Consider the following 15,784-nt stretch of genomic DNA (forward strand, 5'->3'; position numbering starts at 1 on the left):
TGAAGAAGAGAGGTGAGTCTAAGTGAAAATAGGATTTATACGAGGTCTAACAGTTAACGCGGAAATGGCAAATAGCTGCGATAAAATTATTTTTGCCGATGACACAAAAGGCGTTAGTCAAGCGATTACGGCGTTTATTGATGAGTATGCTGAGGAAGAGTTGTTTTTTCAAAGTCTAGTTGAACTGCGTCTGCAAATATCTCAGATGTTGCCTATTCTTGAGAAAGCCAATGAAAGGTGTGTCACAATTAGGTTCATCGATAAAGGGCACTTGCCACAACTGACCGATCGAGAATACATGAGAGTTCTTTTGGGGTTTTCTCGCCAGGAAAAAAAAATTCGCTCAATTTGTACAAAGGAATCCTTAGCGCGAGTTAGGCTTGAGGGAACAGTCATTGGTCGTCCGGCGATATCAACTACGACTATCAATGAAATTAGGTCTCTAAGCCATCAACATGGCAAGAGTATTCGGGAAGTTTCGGCTATTTGTGGTGTTTCTATCGGAACGGTTCATAAATATGCAAAAAAGTAAGAGGATAGCCTAGTGGAACGGAATCGCTATCTACATAGATAACTAGCAATGAGACAAATAGCCAAGAAGTTGAGCCAGACAATGTGTCTGACTCAGTTTCTTGGCTATTTTTAGAGGCGTAATTAATTTTAGGTAGAATCATTAAAATTTTTAAACGACACTTAAAGCATTATGACTGGATCTGTAGGGCGAAGGAGTCATGACGCTTTTTGGATTAGTGTTATAATTTATGGAAAGACGCTACCATCCGACCAACTTCAGACACAAATTATCAAGTCATTTTTTGGCAAAAGGATTATCATAATAAGTGGAAAGGAGCAAAACAACATGATTCAACAGTTTAATGAGGTTATCAACTACCTAGAAACGCATATATTGGACGATATTAGCAAGGATCAGATTGCAAAAATAGCCGGTGTCTCAGATTATCATTTTAGAAAATTATTTCTATTTATCTCGGGGCTGACTTTACATGATTACATCAAGCAAAGGCGCTTTACCTTAGCTAATGCAGAGTTAATTGCGGGTGCTTCTGTGACGGAGGTATCATTTAAGTACGGCTACCAATCTCTAGAAGGATTTTCTCGTGCCTTTAAAGAGTGGAGCGGTTATTTACCCTCAGCGATATACGAGAATCAGATTCAAAAAACATTTTCACGTTTATCTTTTGTGATTGATATTAAGGGAGGAATTTCCATGGAAGTAAAAATAGAAAAAAAAGAACCGTTTAATTTGATAGGGGTAACTTGCCAAGTTCCTATTCAGTTTGAGGGCGTAAATTCAGAGATAATGGCATTGGCTAACTCGATTACGCCACAACAACGGGCTGAGTTGAACGACTTAAAAGATCTTTATCCTTTACAAGTCATCAATGCCTCATATAATTTTGCTGAAACTAGGCTTGAAGAAAAAGGGACGTTGACTCATTTAATTGGGGTTGTAACTAGTCAAGAGACACTCTCTGCTGATTTTGCAGAAGTCGAGGTGCCTTCTCATACGTGGGCCATATTCCCTAATAAGGGGCCTTATCCGCAGACTTTACAAAAGACTTGGCAACAAATTTATGGCGAATGGTTGCCGTCAACTAATTATGAACTTGTGGAGGCACCGGAAATCTCATTTTCACGGTTTGAAGAACCAGAAAATAATCGCTATAGTGAAATCTGGCTTGCAGTAAAGGAAAAGTAAGAAATTTCAAAGGGATTTTTGAAACAATCAGGATCAGTCAAAAGCTCTCTTTTAGCTAAGAGAGCTTTTGGCTATAGAAGTCTTGTATCTTTGTAACGTTTATTAGGCTCTGCTGTTACTTATTTATTTATCATATTGAAAGTGAATGTTAGATATGCTAAAACTGGTGTTGAAGATCTGATCAAAGAAATTGAGTTAGGTTGTTTCGGTATTTTCAATAACGATCGTCAATAGAATGGGTGGTAAAATGATCTCAAAAAAAATATTTAACTACAAATTAATCTTCATCCTGAGTTGTTTGGCGCTGTTTGCTGTTTCTGTGTGGTGGTCTTCAAGACAAAATAGTGCATACGACGTTGAGTTTATTTTGTCAGAACCAGATAAACTTCTTATCAAAACAACAGGTAGAGGGCAGCTGGCATTGTATGTGGATGATTTTGAATTATATCATTATTCAAATGGCCTGAGGAAACGAATCCCCCAAAAAAGGGCCAGCATGGTGGCGAATTGGTTTATGGTTCAGAATGAAACGACTTATGATTTACCTTTAACTGATATTTGGGATTTGCACGTAGATGACCAGCTGGAACTAGTTGTTTACTATACAACTGGCCAAGGGATGCCTAAAAAAGAGATTCTAACTTTTAACAAGGAGGCTACTTCTGCAAATTAAGCTAGTAAATTTAATTCTTTTGGCGCGTACTAGGGTATTTTGCCGACTAATTTGTGAAAGTGATTTTGATTGTTCTTCTAATGAGCTGTCAGTGTAGCTACGCAGCTGTTTGTTCAGATAATCGCTGTTTTTCGTTAAGAAGTTACTTAAAAATAACTAGTCAATTCTGGTTTTTTTCTAGGATTTCGGAAATTAGTTGTTGAAGGGCTTTATTACCTAGTTGTTTTGGTAAAGGATCTGAATGATTCATCGTACTTGAATTTAAATTTGTATGAGAGTTTTCTTCTCGATATTGTGAAGGTGTCACACCGTTTTTTAGTTTAAAAGCCCTCATAAAATGTTTTGGATCATAAAAAAATGATTGTTCAGCCACTTCATTGATCGTTAACATGGTGGTCGATAATAAACGTTTTGCATGATCGAGCTTGATCGTTAGGATATAGTTTTTTACGCCAATTCCTTGTTCACTTTTAAAAATTCGGCTCAAGTAATTTGGGTTTAAATTAAACTGAGTTGCAATAGTAGCTAAAGTTAAGTCTTTTGAAATATTAACCCGAACCCATTCCGCTATCAATGCGGTTTTTTTTATCTGTTTGGTTGATTTTCTAGATAATAATTTTAAGTAATCGTCACTAATAGCGATTAGTAGTAGGATTAAAAAGAAGTCGTTGCCTCGTTTGGTATATTGGTAAACGTTATCGTTATGTAGTAGTTGATTGATTAAGACGATGATTCTTTCTGGATGACTTAATAGAAATCTCATAGGCAATACGATTGAATTATTTAAATGGGTATTTTCGTTCAGGCTTGCTACCTCCTGAACCCCTTTGCTAAGATGTTGATCATTGTTTGTGATGGAGCTGTAAGCTGATAAAAAATGAAACCAATAGTAATCTAGTTCGTGGTTAGTTGTGGAAGAGTGTTTGATAACAGCTTTCGGAGGCACTAAGAAAAATTCATTTTCCTGAATGAAATAATCTATGCCGTTTATATTGACTTCCAGACTGTTTTTTATGGGTAAAAATACTTCAAAATTTTCTGAATGAGTTTTATCTTTATGTTTCCACGGATAATCTTCATCACTAAGGAATCTACCAGCCCACAAGAAAAGAATCGGGCTGTTTAAGTCTAGTTCATACATAATTTATGAAGCCTCCTGATGGTAACATTTTGACACTAATTATATGGTTTTATCAGTTACTATTCAAGTGACAACGGGCTAAAATAAGCCTGTAAGCACAAAAAATGTTTAATTTAGAATGAAAAAGAGTGGATAATTTTGCTTTTTAGAAAAAAGGGAGCTGGAGTATGATGAAAACTATTGAAAAATTTAACATAATGGATTTTGGTGTTGAACCTAATATTGCCACAGTCCAAACTAAGTCAATTCAAGCGTGTATTGATACCTGTCGAGATGCTGGAGGTGGTGAGGTTGTGATTCCAAGGGGCTCCTATCTGGTTGGTTCTTTAAAACTTTATTCAGATATTACGTTGCGGTTAAAAACGGGAGCCATTCTTTTAGGAAGCAAGGTGATTGACGATTATGAAGATTTTAAGGTGCCTACAAGTATTCAATATCTTAAAGACGAGTATTACAAGCAGCTTTGGCATTTACCAGATTATTATTTCTACGCAATGATAACGGCTTATGAAGCGACGAATATTAAGATAATTGGTGAACCTGGTTCTATTATAAACGGGCAAGACGCGTTTGATGAAAATGGTGAGGAAAAATTCCGTGGTCCCATGGGGATTATCATGTCTAACGTTAAAGACTTGTCTTTAGAAGGCTATACCTTTGAAAATAGTGCTAATTGGAGTCATACGCTGGATGGTTGTGAGAATGTGCGAATTAAACAGGTAACGATTCAAGGCGGGCATGATGGTTTTAATTTGCATCACTCAAGGAAGATGACAGTTTCTGACTGTCGACTCGAATGTGGCGATGATTGTTTTGCCGGGTATGATGTGGAAAATCTGACAGTGAGTCATTGCTATTTAAATACTGGTTGTAATTCGCTACGATTAGGTGGTGTCGATATTACCTTTGCGGATTGTTTATTTAGTGGCCCAGGCAGATATCCCCATAGATCTAAAGACACGTATCATACTCATGCGATTTTTAAATACTATGCCATTCGCCCAGATGAGATCCCCAATGACGCAACTAATATCGGCTTCAGAAATTGTATCATTAAGGATGCTGATAAGTTGTTTTACTATGATAATGGGAATGAGGAAGCCAATCAGAATAATCGTCCTCTGAGAGACTTTTATTTGGAAAATGTTCATGTCACCGGGATACGGCATACGTCGTTATTTCGAGGTAATGGAGAGAAAGCGCAACTCTCGTTAAAAAACGTGGTAATTGATTTTGAATCGAAAGCTCCTTTTTTGGAAATAGATGAGAACATCACGCTTAATTTTGATAAAGTTGATTTTATCAAACCAACAGTCATCCAAATCGGTTCAGGAAAAAGGATCTTTGTTCATGGCCTAACAACATTTAAGTTCGTATTCGAATAGCGAGCAGCATGGGGACTCGCCAAAAGTCAACGGGAGAAGTGAATTAGTTGGTAGTTCTGCGATGAATGACCAGTGGAATTGGATAAAAAGTTGCATCGAAGGAAAATTTCTTTCGATGCAATTTTTTTCGACAGATTTTGGAATGAAACTTGCTTTAATCATGGTGAAGGGGGAAGAACATGAAAAAAATAAGTTCTTTTACGTTTAATGATATGACGATCCATTATTATCAGACATCAGAAGCGGTAGAATGGCTTCTTGTGCCAACGGCATTGAAAGACGAGGTAATTTTGCCTAAAAAAGTAAAATATGATTCGCTAGTTCAAGTGAAGCTTGTTGGAGATGATTATGCTAAAGGTTTTTGTACTGGCAGTACGATGCGTAATAGTCAGACAGTTAAAAACTTGCAATTTGTGGATCAAAAGCTTGTCACAAGAGAAGGTGGAACAGAGGTTAGGACCCGATTAGATGGATGAAAAAAGGAATCACTATGTCCATCACGTTGTTTGGAAATCTGGCTACCACGTCTTGGAAACCTTTGTTTCCTTTGAAAATCATTCAAATGAGGTTCAAAAATTAGAAATGTTAGCTAGTTTCTCTCTAAGCAATTTAAGTCCTTTTTATGAGAGTAATCCAATTGGAAATATGAGCTTAATCCGCTACCAGAGTAAATGGAGTTTTGAAGGTCGTAAAATGACACAGTCAATTGAAGAATTACAGTTGGAGCCTTCTTGGAAACCCTCAGGGGTTGGGTTAGAGAAGTTTGGACAAGTCGGCTCGATGCCAGTGAGAGGATGGTTTCCGTATGCAGCGATTCACGACCGACAGAAAGAGGTTACTTGGTCAGCTTGTCTTGCTCAGCCTGGGGCTTGGCAAATTGAAGCCTACCGCCTGGACGAAGATTTGTGCCTTTCGGGTGGGTTAGCTGATCGTGATTATGGCCATTGGCTTAAAGAGGTTCGGCCTAGTGAATCATTTACGACCCCAAAAGCTTATTTAACTGTCGTTTTAGGTGATGAAGAAGTAGCTTCTCAACGATTGACCGAGGCGTTGGAACTATCGGTTACTGAGAATGGGAACCCTAGTGAAGCGGAACTTGCTGTGCAGTTTAATGAGTTTTGTACGTCTTGGGGCAGACCAACAGAAGCGTCCGTTCTAGAGAATTTGGTTTCTTTAAAAGGCAAAAATATTGAGTATTACGTTATCGATGCGGGCTGGTATACTAATCAACATGGTTGGGAGAAAAGTCATGGTGATTGGCAAGTTAATCGAGACCAGTTTCCTAATGGTTTATCATCGGTTATTGGTGCAATTAAAGACAATAACATGATTCCGGGGATCTGGTTTGAAATTGAAACGGTTGGAACGGAATCAATTGCTAGCAGCTTTTTCGAACATCTTTTGATGAAGGATGGCTATCCCTTAACTGTCGGGAGTCGACGATTCTGGAATATGCGGGACCCTTGGGTGAAAGATTATCTGCAAGATAAAGTGATTGATTTTCTTAAAGAAAATCAAATTGGCTATTTGAAAATAGATTACAATGAAAATTTTGGTATTGGTTTTGATGGAAAGGCGTCATTTGGTGAAGAAAGTCGTTTGCAATTGGAAGTGAGTCAACAGTTTATACTAAATATCAAAAAAGAATTACCTGATTTAGTGATTGAGAATTGCTCGTCAGGTGGTCATCGCTTGGAGTATTCGATGATGCAAATGACCGATCTTTCAAGTTTTTCAGATGCTCATGAAGCTATTTGCCTTCCAATTATTGGGGCTAATTTACATTCTCTGATGCTTCCACGTCAAAGTTTAATCTGGGCAGTGGTTAGAAAACAGGACTCCTTGCAACGTTTATACTACTCCATGACAGGGGCTTTTCTGGGAAGGATTTGCCTTTCAGGAGATATTAACGAGTTATCTCCTAGTCAATGGCAAGTAATTGATGAATGCTTGAGTTTTTACGAGGAGTGTAAATCTTTGCTTAAACAGGGGCAAACACAGATTTTTCGCCAAGAAATCCTTTCCTATAGAAAACCAACTGGCTGTCAGATTGTTCTTCGGTATCATAACAAAAAAGCCTTGGTGGTAATTCATAATTTCGATCAAGACTGGATTGAGTTGCCTTTTGAAATTGCTGAAATTCGTAAAGTCTGCGGGATTAACAGGCAAGGCATTTTACTAGAAAAAAGTCTCAACAAGTGTCGAATTGGTTTTCCAAATCAACTTATGGGATGTGCGTTTTTAGTGGATTTGATATAAATCGACAGATTATGGCACGGAATTTGCTTGTTAGAAAGAGAATCAGTGAAACGGAGTGCAGTGCGGCTGTTAAATGACGATATAATATCGTTATAGCCTTGTAGACATTAAGGGGTCTTCGACAGAATGTCACTTTTTGTAGAAGTGTCGGTGTATATTTATTATACTAGAAGATGTAAAGCAGTTATTTTCTTCGTAAAAGAAAAGGATGTGGATGAAATGTCGAAAAAAAAAGTTTTGGCGGCATTAAAATCAAATACAGAAACGGCAGAAGTGATTGCTGCGGTAGAAGATTTGACGACCGAAGGTATTTCCGAAATGGTGGGAATTCAACGTAATACGACGAGTCAGTACTTAAATGAATTTGTTAAAGAAGGAGTAGCGATCAAAATTAAAAGTCGGCCAGCTTTATTTTATCATGCTGACATTTTCCGAGAGCGATTTTTTGAACCTAGACATGCTGTATATGAGAGTTTTAATCAGTTACTGGAAGAGAAGCGGAGGCATGACACGAAAAATAGTCAGGTCTTTTCGTCAGTTATTGGTTCCCAGTCCAGTTTGCAGATGGTCATTGATCAAATTAAAACCTCTGTCTATTATCCTGGAAATGGGTTGCCTATGATGTTTCATGGAGAGACAGGGGTTGGGAAAAGTCTTTTAGCCCGAAGAGCTTATGATTTTTGCGCGGAACAAGGGCTAGTTGAACAAGGTGCTCCTTTTCTGGAATTGAACTGCGCTCAATATTATCACAATGAAGAGCTGCTAAGTAGTATTTTGTTTGGCTATAAAAAAGGCGCTTTTACAGGGGCTGAAGACAATCAAATAGGCTTACTAGAGGCTGCAAATCAAGGTGTTTTATTTTTAGATGAGTGCCATCGATTATCTCCGGAGAGTCAGGAGAAACTATTCACATTTATTGATAACCAAACGTTTTCGCGGATGGGAGACAATAATAAGTTACGTAAGTCAAAGGTTCGGTTAATTTTTGCGACTACTGAAGACATTCAAACGAACTTTTTGCGAACTTTTGTCCGTCGTATTCCTATTACGATTAATATTCCTTCACTACAAGAACGAACGAGCCAAGAGATCTCAGAATATATTTACACTTTTTTAATTCAGGAAAGTCAAAAATTTAATAAGGAGATTGTTGTGACATCCTGGGTAATGAATCGTTTGATGTCATTGAGTTATCGGGACAATGTTGGTGAATTAAAAAATTTGATAAAAGTTATTTGTGCGAGTGCCTATGGAAAACAAAATGGCTCTGATCAAGTGCTGATTAGTGCTGAGTCCCTTGAAGAGGGCTTAATGTCACGGTTTTTATCTTTGAAAGAGATTGATAATTTAGAAGAGGCAGATAGTATCATTTCTCCTGCAAGTGAAATAAGTGACTATATTCGTTCTGGAACCACAGAAACGTTGATGATTAATGGCATATTTAAAGTATTTAATAAACTGTTTCAACAATATCATGAAGACGAAATTACAGACGATTATTTAGTTAAACAGTTGGCTAGGGAAGCGACAACGGTTGTTGAGATGTTAGTGTATGAAGAATCTGGCGAGAAAAACACCTTAAAACTTTTGAGGAATACTGTAAAGGAATTGGTAAATTTTCTGGAATCCAGTTTTTTTATTAAGATGCGCGGTAATTCTATTGTCGCTTTAACCAGTTATTTGTATAAACGAAATAGTTTTGTTTTTGATATTCCTAAGTTCGAGTCAAAGCAGTTGTCAGAGATTAAAGCGTTCATCTCGCTTCATATGCTTATGGAGTCAAAGGTGTTGAACGCCTTATTAGAGTTAGTTGAGTCAAAGTTAGATGTGACATTAACTGACTCGGAGAAAGTGTTAATCACCTTTTATTTGAAAGGACTGGATCTTGAAGTGAGAAAACCTGAAGTCCGCGGTGTTATTTTGGCACATGGGTTTTCAACTGCCAGTAGTATAGCAGATGTTGTCAATCGTTTTATGGATGAACCGCTGTTTGATGCGTTTGATATGCCCTTTAACATGTCTTTGGAGAAAGTCAAAGACTATATGAATCATTACATCAGCAGTAACGATTGTTCAAAGGGATTGGTTGTTTTAGTTGATATGGGATCGTTAATGTTTTTAGCTGATACGTTGGAACAATTATCAGGGCCACTGTTAATCATGAATAACGTAACGACTCAACAGGCGTTATTTGTTGGTGAATTGTTAAAGAAGAAAGCGGATTTAGAACTAATTGGAGAAAAAGTTTCTAAGAGTATGCCCTTTGACTACAAAGTTACCTATCCAATTAAAGAAAAAGAGCCAATGATCTTGACGGTCTGTCAAACAGGATTAGGTGCAGCACAGCAGTTAAAGGTTTTTTTACAATCAAGTATTCCTGAAGAAACAGGATTTATTGTGGAAGCCATTGATTATCATTATTTAAAAAAGTATGGACAAGATAATTCACTTTTTAACCTGTATGAAGTTCAAGGCATCGTAGGGACTGCTGATCCTGAAGTAGAGAATATTCCCTACGTGGCTTTAGAAGAGTTGGTTTCTGGTCAAGGCCAAGAGATTATTAATCAGATTTTCGGGATAATTCAGGATGAAAAAATTCGAAAAGTGATCAACGATAATCTCGTGCGAAACTTATCAATCGAGAGGTTGATCTCTGCGATTACCATTTTGGATGTTAAGAGAGTCATTTCTTACATTGATGACGCTTTAGATAGTTTTGAAAGGCGTGCGAAGATTACTTTATCTAATAGTAAAAAGAGTATTTTATATGTTCATATTGCGAGTTTAGTCGAGCGTTTAATTCGTAATCAGGAGGTGGACCATTATACAGGTGAAACTCAGCCTAATGATTCGAGGCTAAGGCAGCTTGCTGAGGCTTTGGTAGGGGTGGAATCGGCCTATAATATTGTTATTAGTGATTACGAACTAACGTATTTGTACGATATTATTTTTGATTGTTAGAGTCTAATTAGGAGGCATCAGATGAAGTTAGTAGCAATTGATTTAGATGGCACATTATTAAATAGTCAGCATCAATTACTTGATGTGAATACTCGAGCGTTAGAGCGGGCCAAAAATTCTGGGATAAAGATTGTGATTGCCACTGGTAGAAGTGTTATTTCAGCGGCTGAAATCTTAGATAGTATGGAGTTGGAAGGGTATATATTAGCGTTGAATGGCACGTTTATTGCCGAACGAACTAAAGGTCAATTAAAGGTTTTTCGGCAATCTCAATTAGAAAAAGAGAACGTGAAAAAAGCCTTTAAAATCGCCCAATCAGAGCAAATAACCTTTGTCGCAAGTAATGAAAGGGGAAGTGATCGTGTTGTAGTGAGTGAAGAAGGGGAGGTTGTGCAAGAATTTCTAATTCAACGGCATGATCTCAGGTGTCTGACAGCAGATGAAATGAAAAATAGACTAACAGATCCGACCATTAACTATCTGAAGCTAGCTTTTACAAATCAGAAGCGAGAGAAATTACTGAAGGTGAAACAACGGTTAGCACATGAAGGGTTACCAACCATTTTTTCTGATGCACATTATATAGAGTATGTTCCAAAAGGCATTAATAAAGGAACAGCATTACAATTTTTATGTGATCAATTAGGAATTTCAATGGATGAGGTCCTAGCCATCGGTGATCAGGAAAATGATCTCGAGTTGTTGACCATGAGTGGTATTGGCGTTGCCATGGGAAATGCATCGGACAAGGTGAAAGCTTGTGCTGATTATGTGACAAGTACAAATGATGAAGCAGGGGTTTCAAGGGCTCTTGACTTGTATTTATAATTAGAACTGAACTCAAACTTATCATAGTTGAGTTCAGTTTTTTTGAAAGGTAGCGAACTGGGATTGTTAAGAAGGCCTTCTCCGACAGAAGGAGAGTTTCCTTCCGACACAATGATACTGAAGAAAAATCAGTCTATCATTGGTTAAAGGAGGATGGTAATCGATTGATGAGGTATTCGCAATAAATCAAAGAAAGCTTGAAAGTAAAGGGAAAAACCTTTAACTAATTATTAATGACCGTCCTTAAAAGTGATGACAAGTGCAGGTCCGACAAAAGTTGGCACAGGAATTGCTAATACTAAAGGGAAATAGAAAATAGTAAAAGGGGAGTGTAAAATGATTTCTATGATCAGAATAGATGATCGATTGGTTCACGGGCAAGTGGCCGTGAAATGGTCAAAACAACTAAATGTCAATAGAATTGTAGTTGTAAACGATTCTATTGCAAAAAACGAGATTCAAATTAGTGCGCTAAAAATGGCTGGACCCACTGGGGTGAAGGTTGTCGTACTAACTTTAGAAAAAGCCGTGGAAATTTTAAATGATCCGCGCTCGGATAAGTTGCGTATTTTAGTCGTCACAAATGAGCCTAAGTATGTGACAGAATTATTGCCGAGATTAAAAGAAAAGCCTGTTTTAAATATGGCTAACTATGGGCGGATTGGCGGTTCATTGTCTGACAAAGAAAAGATTACTGAGACCGTTTATTTATCACCAGAAGATAAAGCAACCGTCCAAAAAGTGTTTGATTTAGGTTATGATTTTAATTATCAACCATTACCTGATGATTCACCACTGTCACTCAAAATGTTAATTGGAGGTTAGGAATATGTTAGTAAATGCATTGATTGTTGGCTTGGTTGTCGCCTTTGCCAAATTTATTGATTGGTGGGGATCAACACAGCTAGCCCGCCCGATTTTTATTGTCGCCTTATTGGGGATTTTATTGGGGCATCCGACTGAAGGCATTATTATGGGAGCCCAACTAGAGCTGATATTTTTAGGAAATGTTAGTTTAGGTGGTGTGATGCCGTCTGATATTACCTTAGGATCAATTTTTGGAGCGGCCTTTGCAATGATTGTTGGCTCTGATTTAAATGTAGCAATTGCCTTAGCAGTGCCTATTTCGATGCTTGGGACATTGTTATATTCTTCAATGAAAGTGATTGTGACGTCATTGGTTCCTCGCTTTGAAAAGCATATTCGCGATCATAATTATAAAGCGTTTAGTCGTTTATGGCACCTGCAATTTTGGGGATTTGAACTTTGCTACTTTTTCTTAGGATTTATCGTGATTTTAGTTGGTGCGGATGCGATTAAAGCTTTTGTCGAATGGCTACCAGCATGGGCTCAAACATCGATGACAGTCGCTTCAACGATGTTGCCTGCTATCGGTTTAGCATTGCTACTGAAAATGTTATGGCAAAAATCATTGGCACCTTATTATTTTTTAGGGTTTGCTTTGGGAGCCTTTTTCTTTTATCAAAAAGCAGTTGAAGTTAAGGATGGCGTAGTCACGGGAGCTCCAAGTAATATTCTCTCACTTGTTCAAATAGCGTTTATTGGTTTTATTGTTGCCGCATTAGTTGTCATGTCTGAATTAAAGTCTAACAAGACTGTTGTTCATACTACTAATGTTGATACTAAAGATGAAAGTGAGGCATTTTTCGATGACTAAAAATGACATGTTAAAACTGAATAAAGAGGAGCGAAAGACTGTTTCGAAAATGTTTTGGCGCAACCAATATTTGATGTTTTGTACGAGTTATACGAAACAACAAGGGATAACTTATGGTTGGTTGATGGCTCCTTTCTTACAAAAAATTTATGGGAAAGATACGGATGCTTTTTATGAAGCTATGGGCCGTCATTTGGACTTTTTTAATACGGCACCTGCAATGAATGGCTTTATTTCAGCTTTATCTCTTTCAATGGAAGAAGAGAATAAGGAGTTGGTTGATCGTGGTGAGTATTTCGATACATCAGCTATTCCAGCGTTAAAGACTTCGTTGATGGGCCCCTTGGCAGGAATTGGTGATGCCATTTATTTATCAGTTCTTCGTGTGATTGCGACAGGGGTGGCTCTAGGACTTAGTGAAAAGGGCAGTATTTTAGGGCCCATTTTATTCTTGTTGATTGTTAATGTTCCCAATATGTTAATTCGTTGGTTCACGACGGTTGTAGGCTATAAGGCTGGAGGCAATTTCATTTCAGAAGCCATGAGATCGGGAACCTTTGCGGCGATTACCAAGGGGGCTGCTGTTTTAGGGCTGATTATGACCGGCGCGATGACGGCCCAATTTGTTACCTTTAAAACGACGTTCGAAGCTCAATTATCAGGAACGGTGTTTAATCTACAAAATGTTTTCGATTCGATTATGCCAGGGTTACTTCCTTTAGGCATTACTATGATTTGTTTTGCTTATTTACGCAAATACAATAAACCTGTGCGAGCATTGGTTGCAATGTTTGTTCTGGCTTTTGTGTTAACAATTTTAGGTATTGCGGGATAAAATTGTGGGATGGCAATCTGGTCAATTCTGGCTGGATTGTTTTTTTGCGAAAAAATTGTTTTCGACAGAAAGTTGGCACGTAAATTGCTTATATAAAATAGAACTTACGAGGAGTGAATAATTTGAAAAAACAATTTTTTATCGTGTCCCACCATGAATTTGCCCATGGTCTGAAAAAAGCCCTGGAAATGATTGTCGGAACTCAGAATAATCTGTTTTCCTTTGGGTTAATGCCAGGAGGCCATCCTGATGAAATAGCTCAACAAATCGAGGCCTTGATAATGGCTGATACTGAAGTGGTCATTCTTGGCGATGTTGCCGGAGGAAGTGTGTGTAATTCAGTGATGCGTTTAACGACAAGAAAAAATGTTGTACTAGTCACCGGGACTAACCTGCCGCTTGCGATGGATATCATCGTTAATCAAACGACATCAGCAGAGGAGATCGGCAAGATAATTACGGGAGCTCAAGACGGGATGAAGATTCTGACACTTGATCCTGTTTCGCCAGAGAGTACTGAGGATTTTTTTTAGATGAGGCTGACGAGAGAAAGTTTACTTGATTATATGAAGTCATTGCTTCCTGAAGACGATGACTATCTTGCTCAAAGTGGTAGTTCTTATTTGGCCGAAATCCGTCAGTTGGAGAGTATGCTGCGTCCCTTTTGGGGAATTATCCCAGCTTGTAATGGGATGGCGACTGAGTTAACAGAATTCGACGCTATTGTGAGTTTTTGTGAATGTGTCGAAAAGAAGTTATTGCCTGAGGTTTCGACAGAAAATCGTCAAATTGCTGTGGAGGTAGGTGTTATCGGCTATGCAATTGGTCAATTTGGCTGGGAGTTCCTGACCTTATTCAATAAAAATGATCGTGAGTATTTGCTTCAATGGTTATCTCAAATAAATGACATTGAGTTTCCACCTGGTAATTGGTATTTCTTTTTGATTCTGATCAACGGTGCTTTTAAGGAACATGACCTGCCCTATTCTGAGAAGCGGTTAGCTTTTGCAAAAGAGAGAATTGAGGCATTTTATTTGGGCGAGGGCTGGTATTCTGATGGAAAGACTCAGCAGCGAGATTATTATGTCGCCTTTGCTTTTCATTTTTATGGGCTGTTGTATAGTCGCTTTTCAAGTGATCCTCAAGGGGCAGTTTATGAACAACGGGCGGTCTTATTTGCAAATGATTTTCAATATTGGTTCGACTCATCAGGGCGTTCACTGCCTTTTGGTCGTAGTTTGACTTATCGATTTGCTCATATTAGTTACTGGAGTGCTCTGATTGTCAGTGGTGCCTATCGTAAGACTAATCTGAGCTTAGGTGAGATCAAAGGAATAATCGGTCGTAATTTACGATTTTGGCAACAACAGCCGATTGTGTTGCCAAGAGAAAAAAATCTCTCGATAGGGTATGGTTACAATCAATTGGTTTTGTCTGAAGATTACAATTCACCTGCGTCACCTATGTGGGCGTTCAAGGCGTTTATTTTATTGGAGTTGCCTTCGGAGCACCCCTTTTGGGAAGTTCCAGAAAAGAAACTAGCGATAAGACCTCTTAGTGTACAACCTCATGCTGGGTTTCATATTACTCAGACTGATGAGCAAACGGTTGCTCTCAGTAATTTGCAATACTGTTGTAATTTAAACATGTATCATCAAAGTGAAAAGTATGCAAAGTTTGCTTATTCAAGCTATTTTGGTTTCAACATGAGTCGAGACAATCAAACTATTGAATCGTTTGCGATTGATTCTACCTTGGCTTTTTCAATTAAAGGACACAATCAATACCAGACTCGGCAAGAAATCTTGGCTTCCAAAATAAGTGAGAAGTATAGCTGGAGTAGTTGGTCTGTTTGGGACGAGATCAAGGTAGCAAGTTATTTGGTTCCCATCGACGGCACAACTCATCTGCGTATACATGTCATCGACACACCTTATCCTGTTGAAGCGGTCGAAGGTGGTTTTCCCTTGCTTGCTTGGCACTCAAAATATGATCAACCGGTACTGGATGATGATAGCTGCTATTTAGAAAATCGTTTTGGCTATAGTTTAATTAAGGATCTTAGTGAGAGTCGACAATCTGATGTGGTGAGTCAGGGGCCTAACACTAATATTTATTCCTCAGAAAAAAATGGCGTACCAGTTTTAAAAGGAACGTTAGTAGAAGGGTGTCATACATTTGCCACACTGGTGTCAGGTGGACCGAAAAGAGTTTCCCTTGCTCAGATCAGCTTTATTGAAATGAAACAGCATTATCAAGTGGAGGTAAATGGGCGAATACTTAAAATTAAAAAGGAGTGACTTA

The 15,784-nt window shown here is 38.1% G+C and carries 14 protein-coding genes; 13 read left to right on the forward strand and 1 reads right to left on the reverse strand.

Going from position 1 to position 15,784, the window contains the following annotated elements:
• Window positions 1–22 precede the first annotated feature (22 nt).
• From I6N95_RS15780 to I6N95_RS15790, 3 genes are all read left to right on the forward strand, one after another.
• Window positions 23–532: a hypothetical protein gene (locus I6N95_RS15780; RefSeq protein WP_209529704.1), complete on the forward strand. Its 510-nt coding sequence runs from the start codon at window positions 23–25 to the stop codon at window positions 530–532.
• A 327-nt stretch (window positions 533–859) separates the two neighbouring features.
• Window positions 860–1,720: an AraC family transcriptional regulator gene (locus tag I6N95_RS15785; RefSeq protein ID WP_209529706.1), complete on the forward strand. Its 861-nt coding sequence runs from the start codon at window positions 860–862 to the stop codon at window positions 1,718–1,720.
• Between the two features lie 235 nt (window positions 1,721–1,955).
• A complete protein-coding gene (locus tag I6N95_RS15790) occupies window positions 1,956–2,393 on the forward strand; it encodes a hypothetical protein (protein WP_209529708.1) in 438 nt (145 codons plus the stop codon).
• A 160-nt stretch (window positions 2,394–2,553) separates the two neighbouring features.
• On the opposite strand, the gene I6N95_RS15795 is transcribed toward I6N95_RS15790, so the two are convergent.
• The gene (locus I6N95_RS15795) at window positions 2,554–3,534 is read right to left on the reverse strand and encodes a helix-turn-helix transcriptional regulator (protein WP_209529710.1); all 981 of its coding nucleotides are present in this window, start codon (window positions 3,532–3,534) and stop codon (window positions 2,554–2,556) included.
• 170 nt (window positions 3,535–3,704) lie between these two features.
• On the opposite strand from I6N95_RS15795, the gene I6N95_RS15800 reads away from it, so the two are divergent.
• The 10 genes from I6N95_RS15800 to I6N95_RS15845 all read left to right on the forward strand — a co-directional run bounded on the left by I6N95_RS15800 (window position 3,705) and on the right by I6N95_RS15845 (window position 15,780).
• The gene (locus tag I6N95_RS15800; RefSeq protein ID WP_245249560.1) at window positions 3,705–4,919 is read left to right on the forward strand and encodes a glycoside hydrolase family 28 protein; all 1,215 of its coding nucleotides are present in this window, start codon (window positions 3,705–3,707) and stop codon (window positions 4,917–4,919) included.
• A gap of 179 nt (window positions 4,920–5,098) precedes the next feature.
• Window positions 5,099–5,395 carry a hypothetical protein gene (locus I6N95_RS15805; protein ID WP_209529713.1) on the forward strand — a complete coding sequence of 99 codons (297 nt, stop codon included), beginning with the start codon at window positions 5,099–5,101 and terminating at the stop codon, window positions 5,393–5,395.
• Window positions 5,388–7,178, forward strand: coding sequence for a glycoside hydrolase family 36 protein (locus I6N95_RS15810; RefSeq protein ID WP_209529716.1), 1,791 nt, complete (start codon window positions 5,388–5,390; stop codon window positions 7,176–7,178). Before I6N95_RS15805 ends, I6N95_RS15810 begins: the two co-directional genes overlap by 8 nt.
• A gap of 219 nt (window positions 7,179–7,397) precedes the next feature.
• On the forward strand, window positions 7,398–10,139 hold the full coding sequence (locus I6N95_RS15815; RefSeq protein ID WP_209529717.1) for a sigma 54-interacting transcriptional regulator: 2,742 nt from the start codon (window positions 7,398–7,400) through the stop codon (window positions 10,137–10,139).
• A gap of 21 nt (window positions 10,140–10,160) precedes the next feature.
• Window positions 10,161–10,967, forward strand: coding sequence for a Cof-type HAD-IIB family hydrolase (locus tag I6N95_RS15820; RefSeq protein WP_209529719.1), 807 nt, complete (start codon window positions 10,161–10,163; stop codon window positions 10,965–10,967).
• Window positions 10,968–11,303: 336 nt separating this feature from the next.
• Entirely contained in the window at window positions 11,304–11,792 is a 489-nt protein-coding gene (locus I6N95_RS15825) for a PTS sugar transporter subunit IIB (protein WP_209529721.1), read from the forward strand.
• A gap of 4 nt (window positions 11,793–11,796) precedes the next feature.
• On the forward strand, window positions 11,797–12,645 hold the full coding sequence (locus I6N95_RS15830; protein WP_209529723.1) for a PTS mannose/fructose/sorbose/N-acetylgalactosamine transporter subunit IIC: 849 nt from the start codon (window positions 11,797–11,799) through the stop codon (window positions 12,643–12,645).
• Window positions 12,638–13,480, forward strand: a complete 843-nt coding sequence (locus tag I6N95_RS15835) for a PTS system mannose/fructose/sorbose family transporter subunit IID (protein WP_209529726.1) — start codon at window positions 12,638–12,640, stop codon at window positions 13,478–13,480. Before I6N95_RS15830 ends, I6N95_RS15835 begins: the two co-directional genes overlap by 8 nt.
• Window positions 13,481–13,593: 113 nt before the next feature.
• Window positions 13,594–14,013 carry a PTS sugar transporter subunit IIA gene (locus I6N95_RS15840; protein WP_209529727.1) on the forward strand — a complete coding sequence of 140 codons (420 nt, stop codon included), beginning with the start codon at window positions 13,594–13,596 and terminating at the stop codon, window positions 14,011–14,013.
• Entirely contained in the window at window positions 14,014–15,780 is a 1,767-nt protein-coding gene (locus I6N95_RS15845; RefSeq protein WP_209529729.1) for a DUF2264 domain-containing protein, read from the forward strand.
• Window positions 15,781–15,784: the final 4 nt, after the last annotated feature.

This window comes from Vagococcus allomyrinae, assembly GCF_017829975.1.
Taxonomy (GTDB): Bacteria; Bacillota; Bacilli; order Lactobacillales; family Vagococcaceae; genus Vagococcus_D; species Vagococcus_D allomyrinae.

What these genes read in the sequence shown, in the direction of transcription:
- I6N95_RS15810 (WP_209529716.1), top strand. Translation starts at nt 5,388, where the DNA reads ATGGATGAAAAAAGGAATCACTATGTCCATCACGTTGTTTGGAAATCT.
- I6N95_RS15825 (WP_209529721.1), top strand. Translation starts at nt 11,304, where the DNA reads ATGATTTCTATGATCAGAATAGATGATCGATTGGTTCACGGGCAAGTG.
- I6N95_RS15815 (WP_209529717.1), top strand. Translation starts at nt 7,398, where the DNA reads ATGTCGAAAAAAAAAGTTTTGGCGGCATTAAAATCAAATACAGAAACG.
- I6N95_RS15835 (WP_209529726.1), top strand. Translation starts at nt 12,638, where the DNA reads ATGACTAAAAATGACATGTTAAAACTGAATAAAGAGGAGCGAAAGACT.
- I6N95_RS15830 (WP_209529723.1), top strand. Translation starts at nt 11,797, where the DNA reads ATGTTAGTAAATGCATTGATTGTTGGCTTGGTTGTCGCCTTTGCCAAA.
- I6N95_RS15790 (WP_209529708.1), top strand. Translation starts at nt 1,956, where the DNA reads ATGGGTGGTAAAATGATCTCAAAAAAAATATTTAACTACAAATTAATC.
- I6N95_RS15795 (WP_209529710.1), bottom strand. Translation starts at nt 3,534, where the DNA reads ATGTATGAACTAGACTTAAACAGCCCGATTCTTTTCTTGTGGGCTGGT.
- I6N95_RS15785 (WP_209529706.1), top strand. Translation starts at nt 860, where the DNA reads ATGATTCAACAGTTTAATGAGGTTATCAACTACCTAGAAACGCATATA.
- I6N95_RS15820 (WP_209529719.1), top strand. Translation starts at nt 10,161, where the DNA reads ATGAAGTTAGTAGCAATTGATTTAGATGGCACATTATTAAATAGTCAG.
- I6N95_RS15805 (WP_209529713.1), top strand. Translation starts at nt 5,099, where the DNA reads ATGAAAAAAATAAGTTCTTTTACGTTTAATGATATGACGATCCATTAT.
- I6N95_RS15800 (WP_245249560.1), top strand. Translation starts at nt 3,705, where the DNA reads ATGAAAACTATTGAAAAATTTAACATAATGGATTTTGGTGTTGAACCT.
- I6N95_RS15845 (WP_209529729.1), top strand. Translation starts at nt 14,014, where the DNA reads ATGAGGCTGACGAGAGAAAGTTTACTTGATTATATGAAGTCATTGCTT.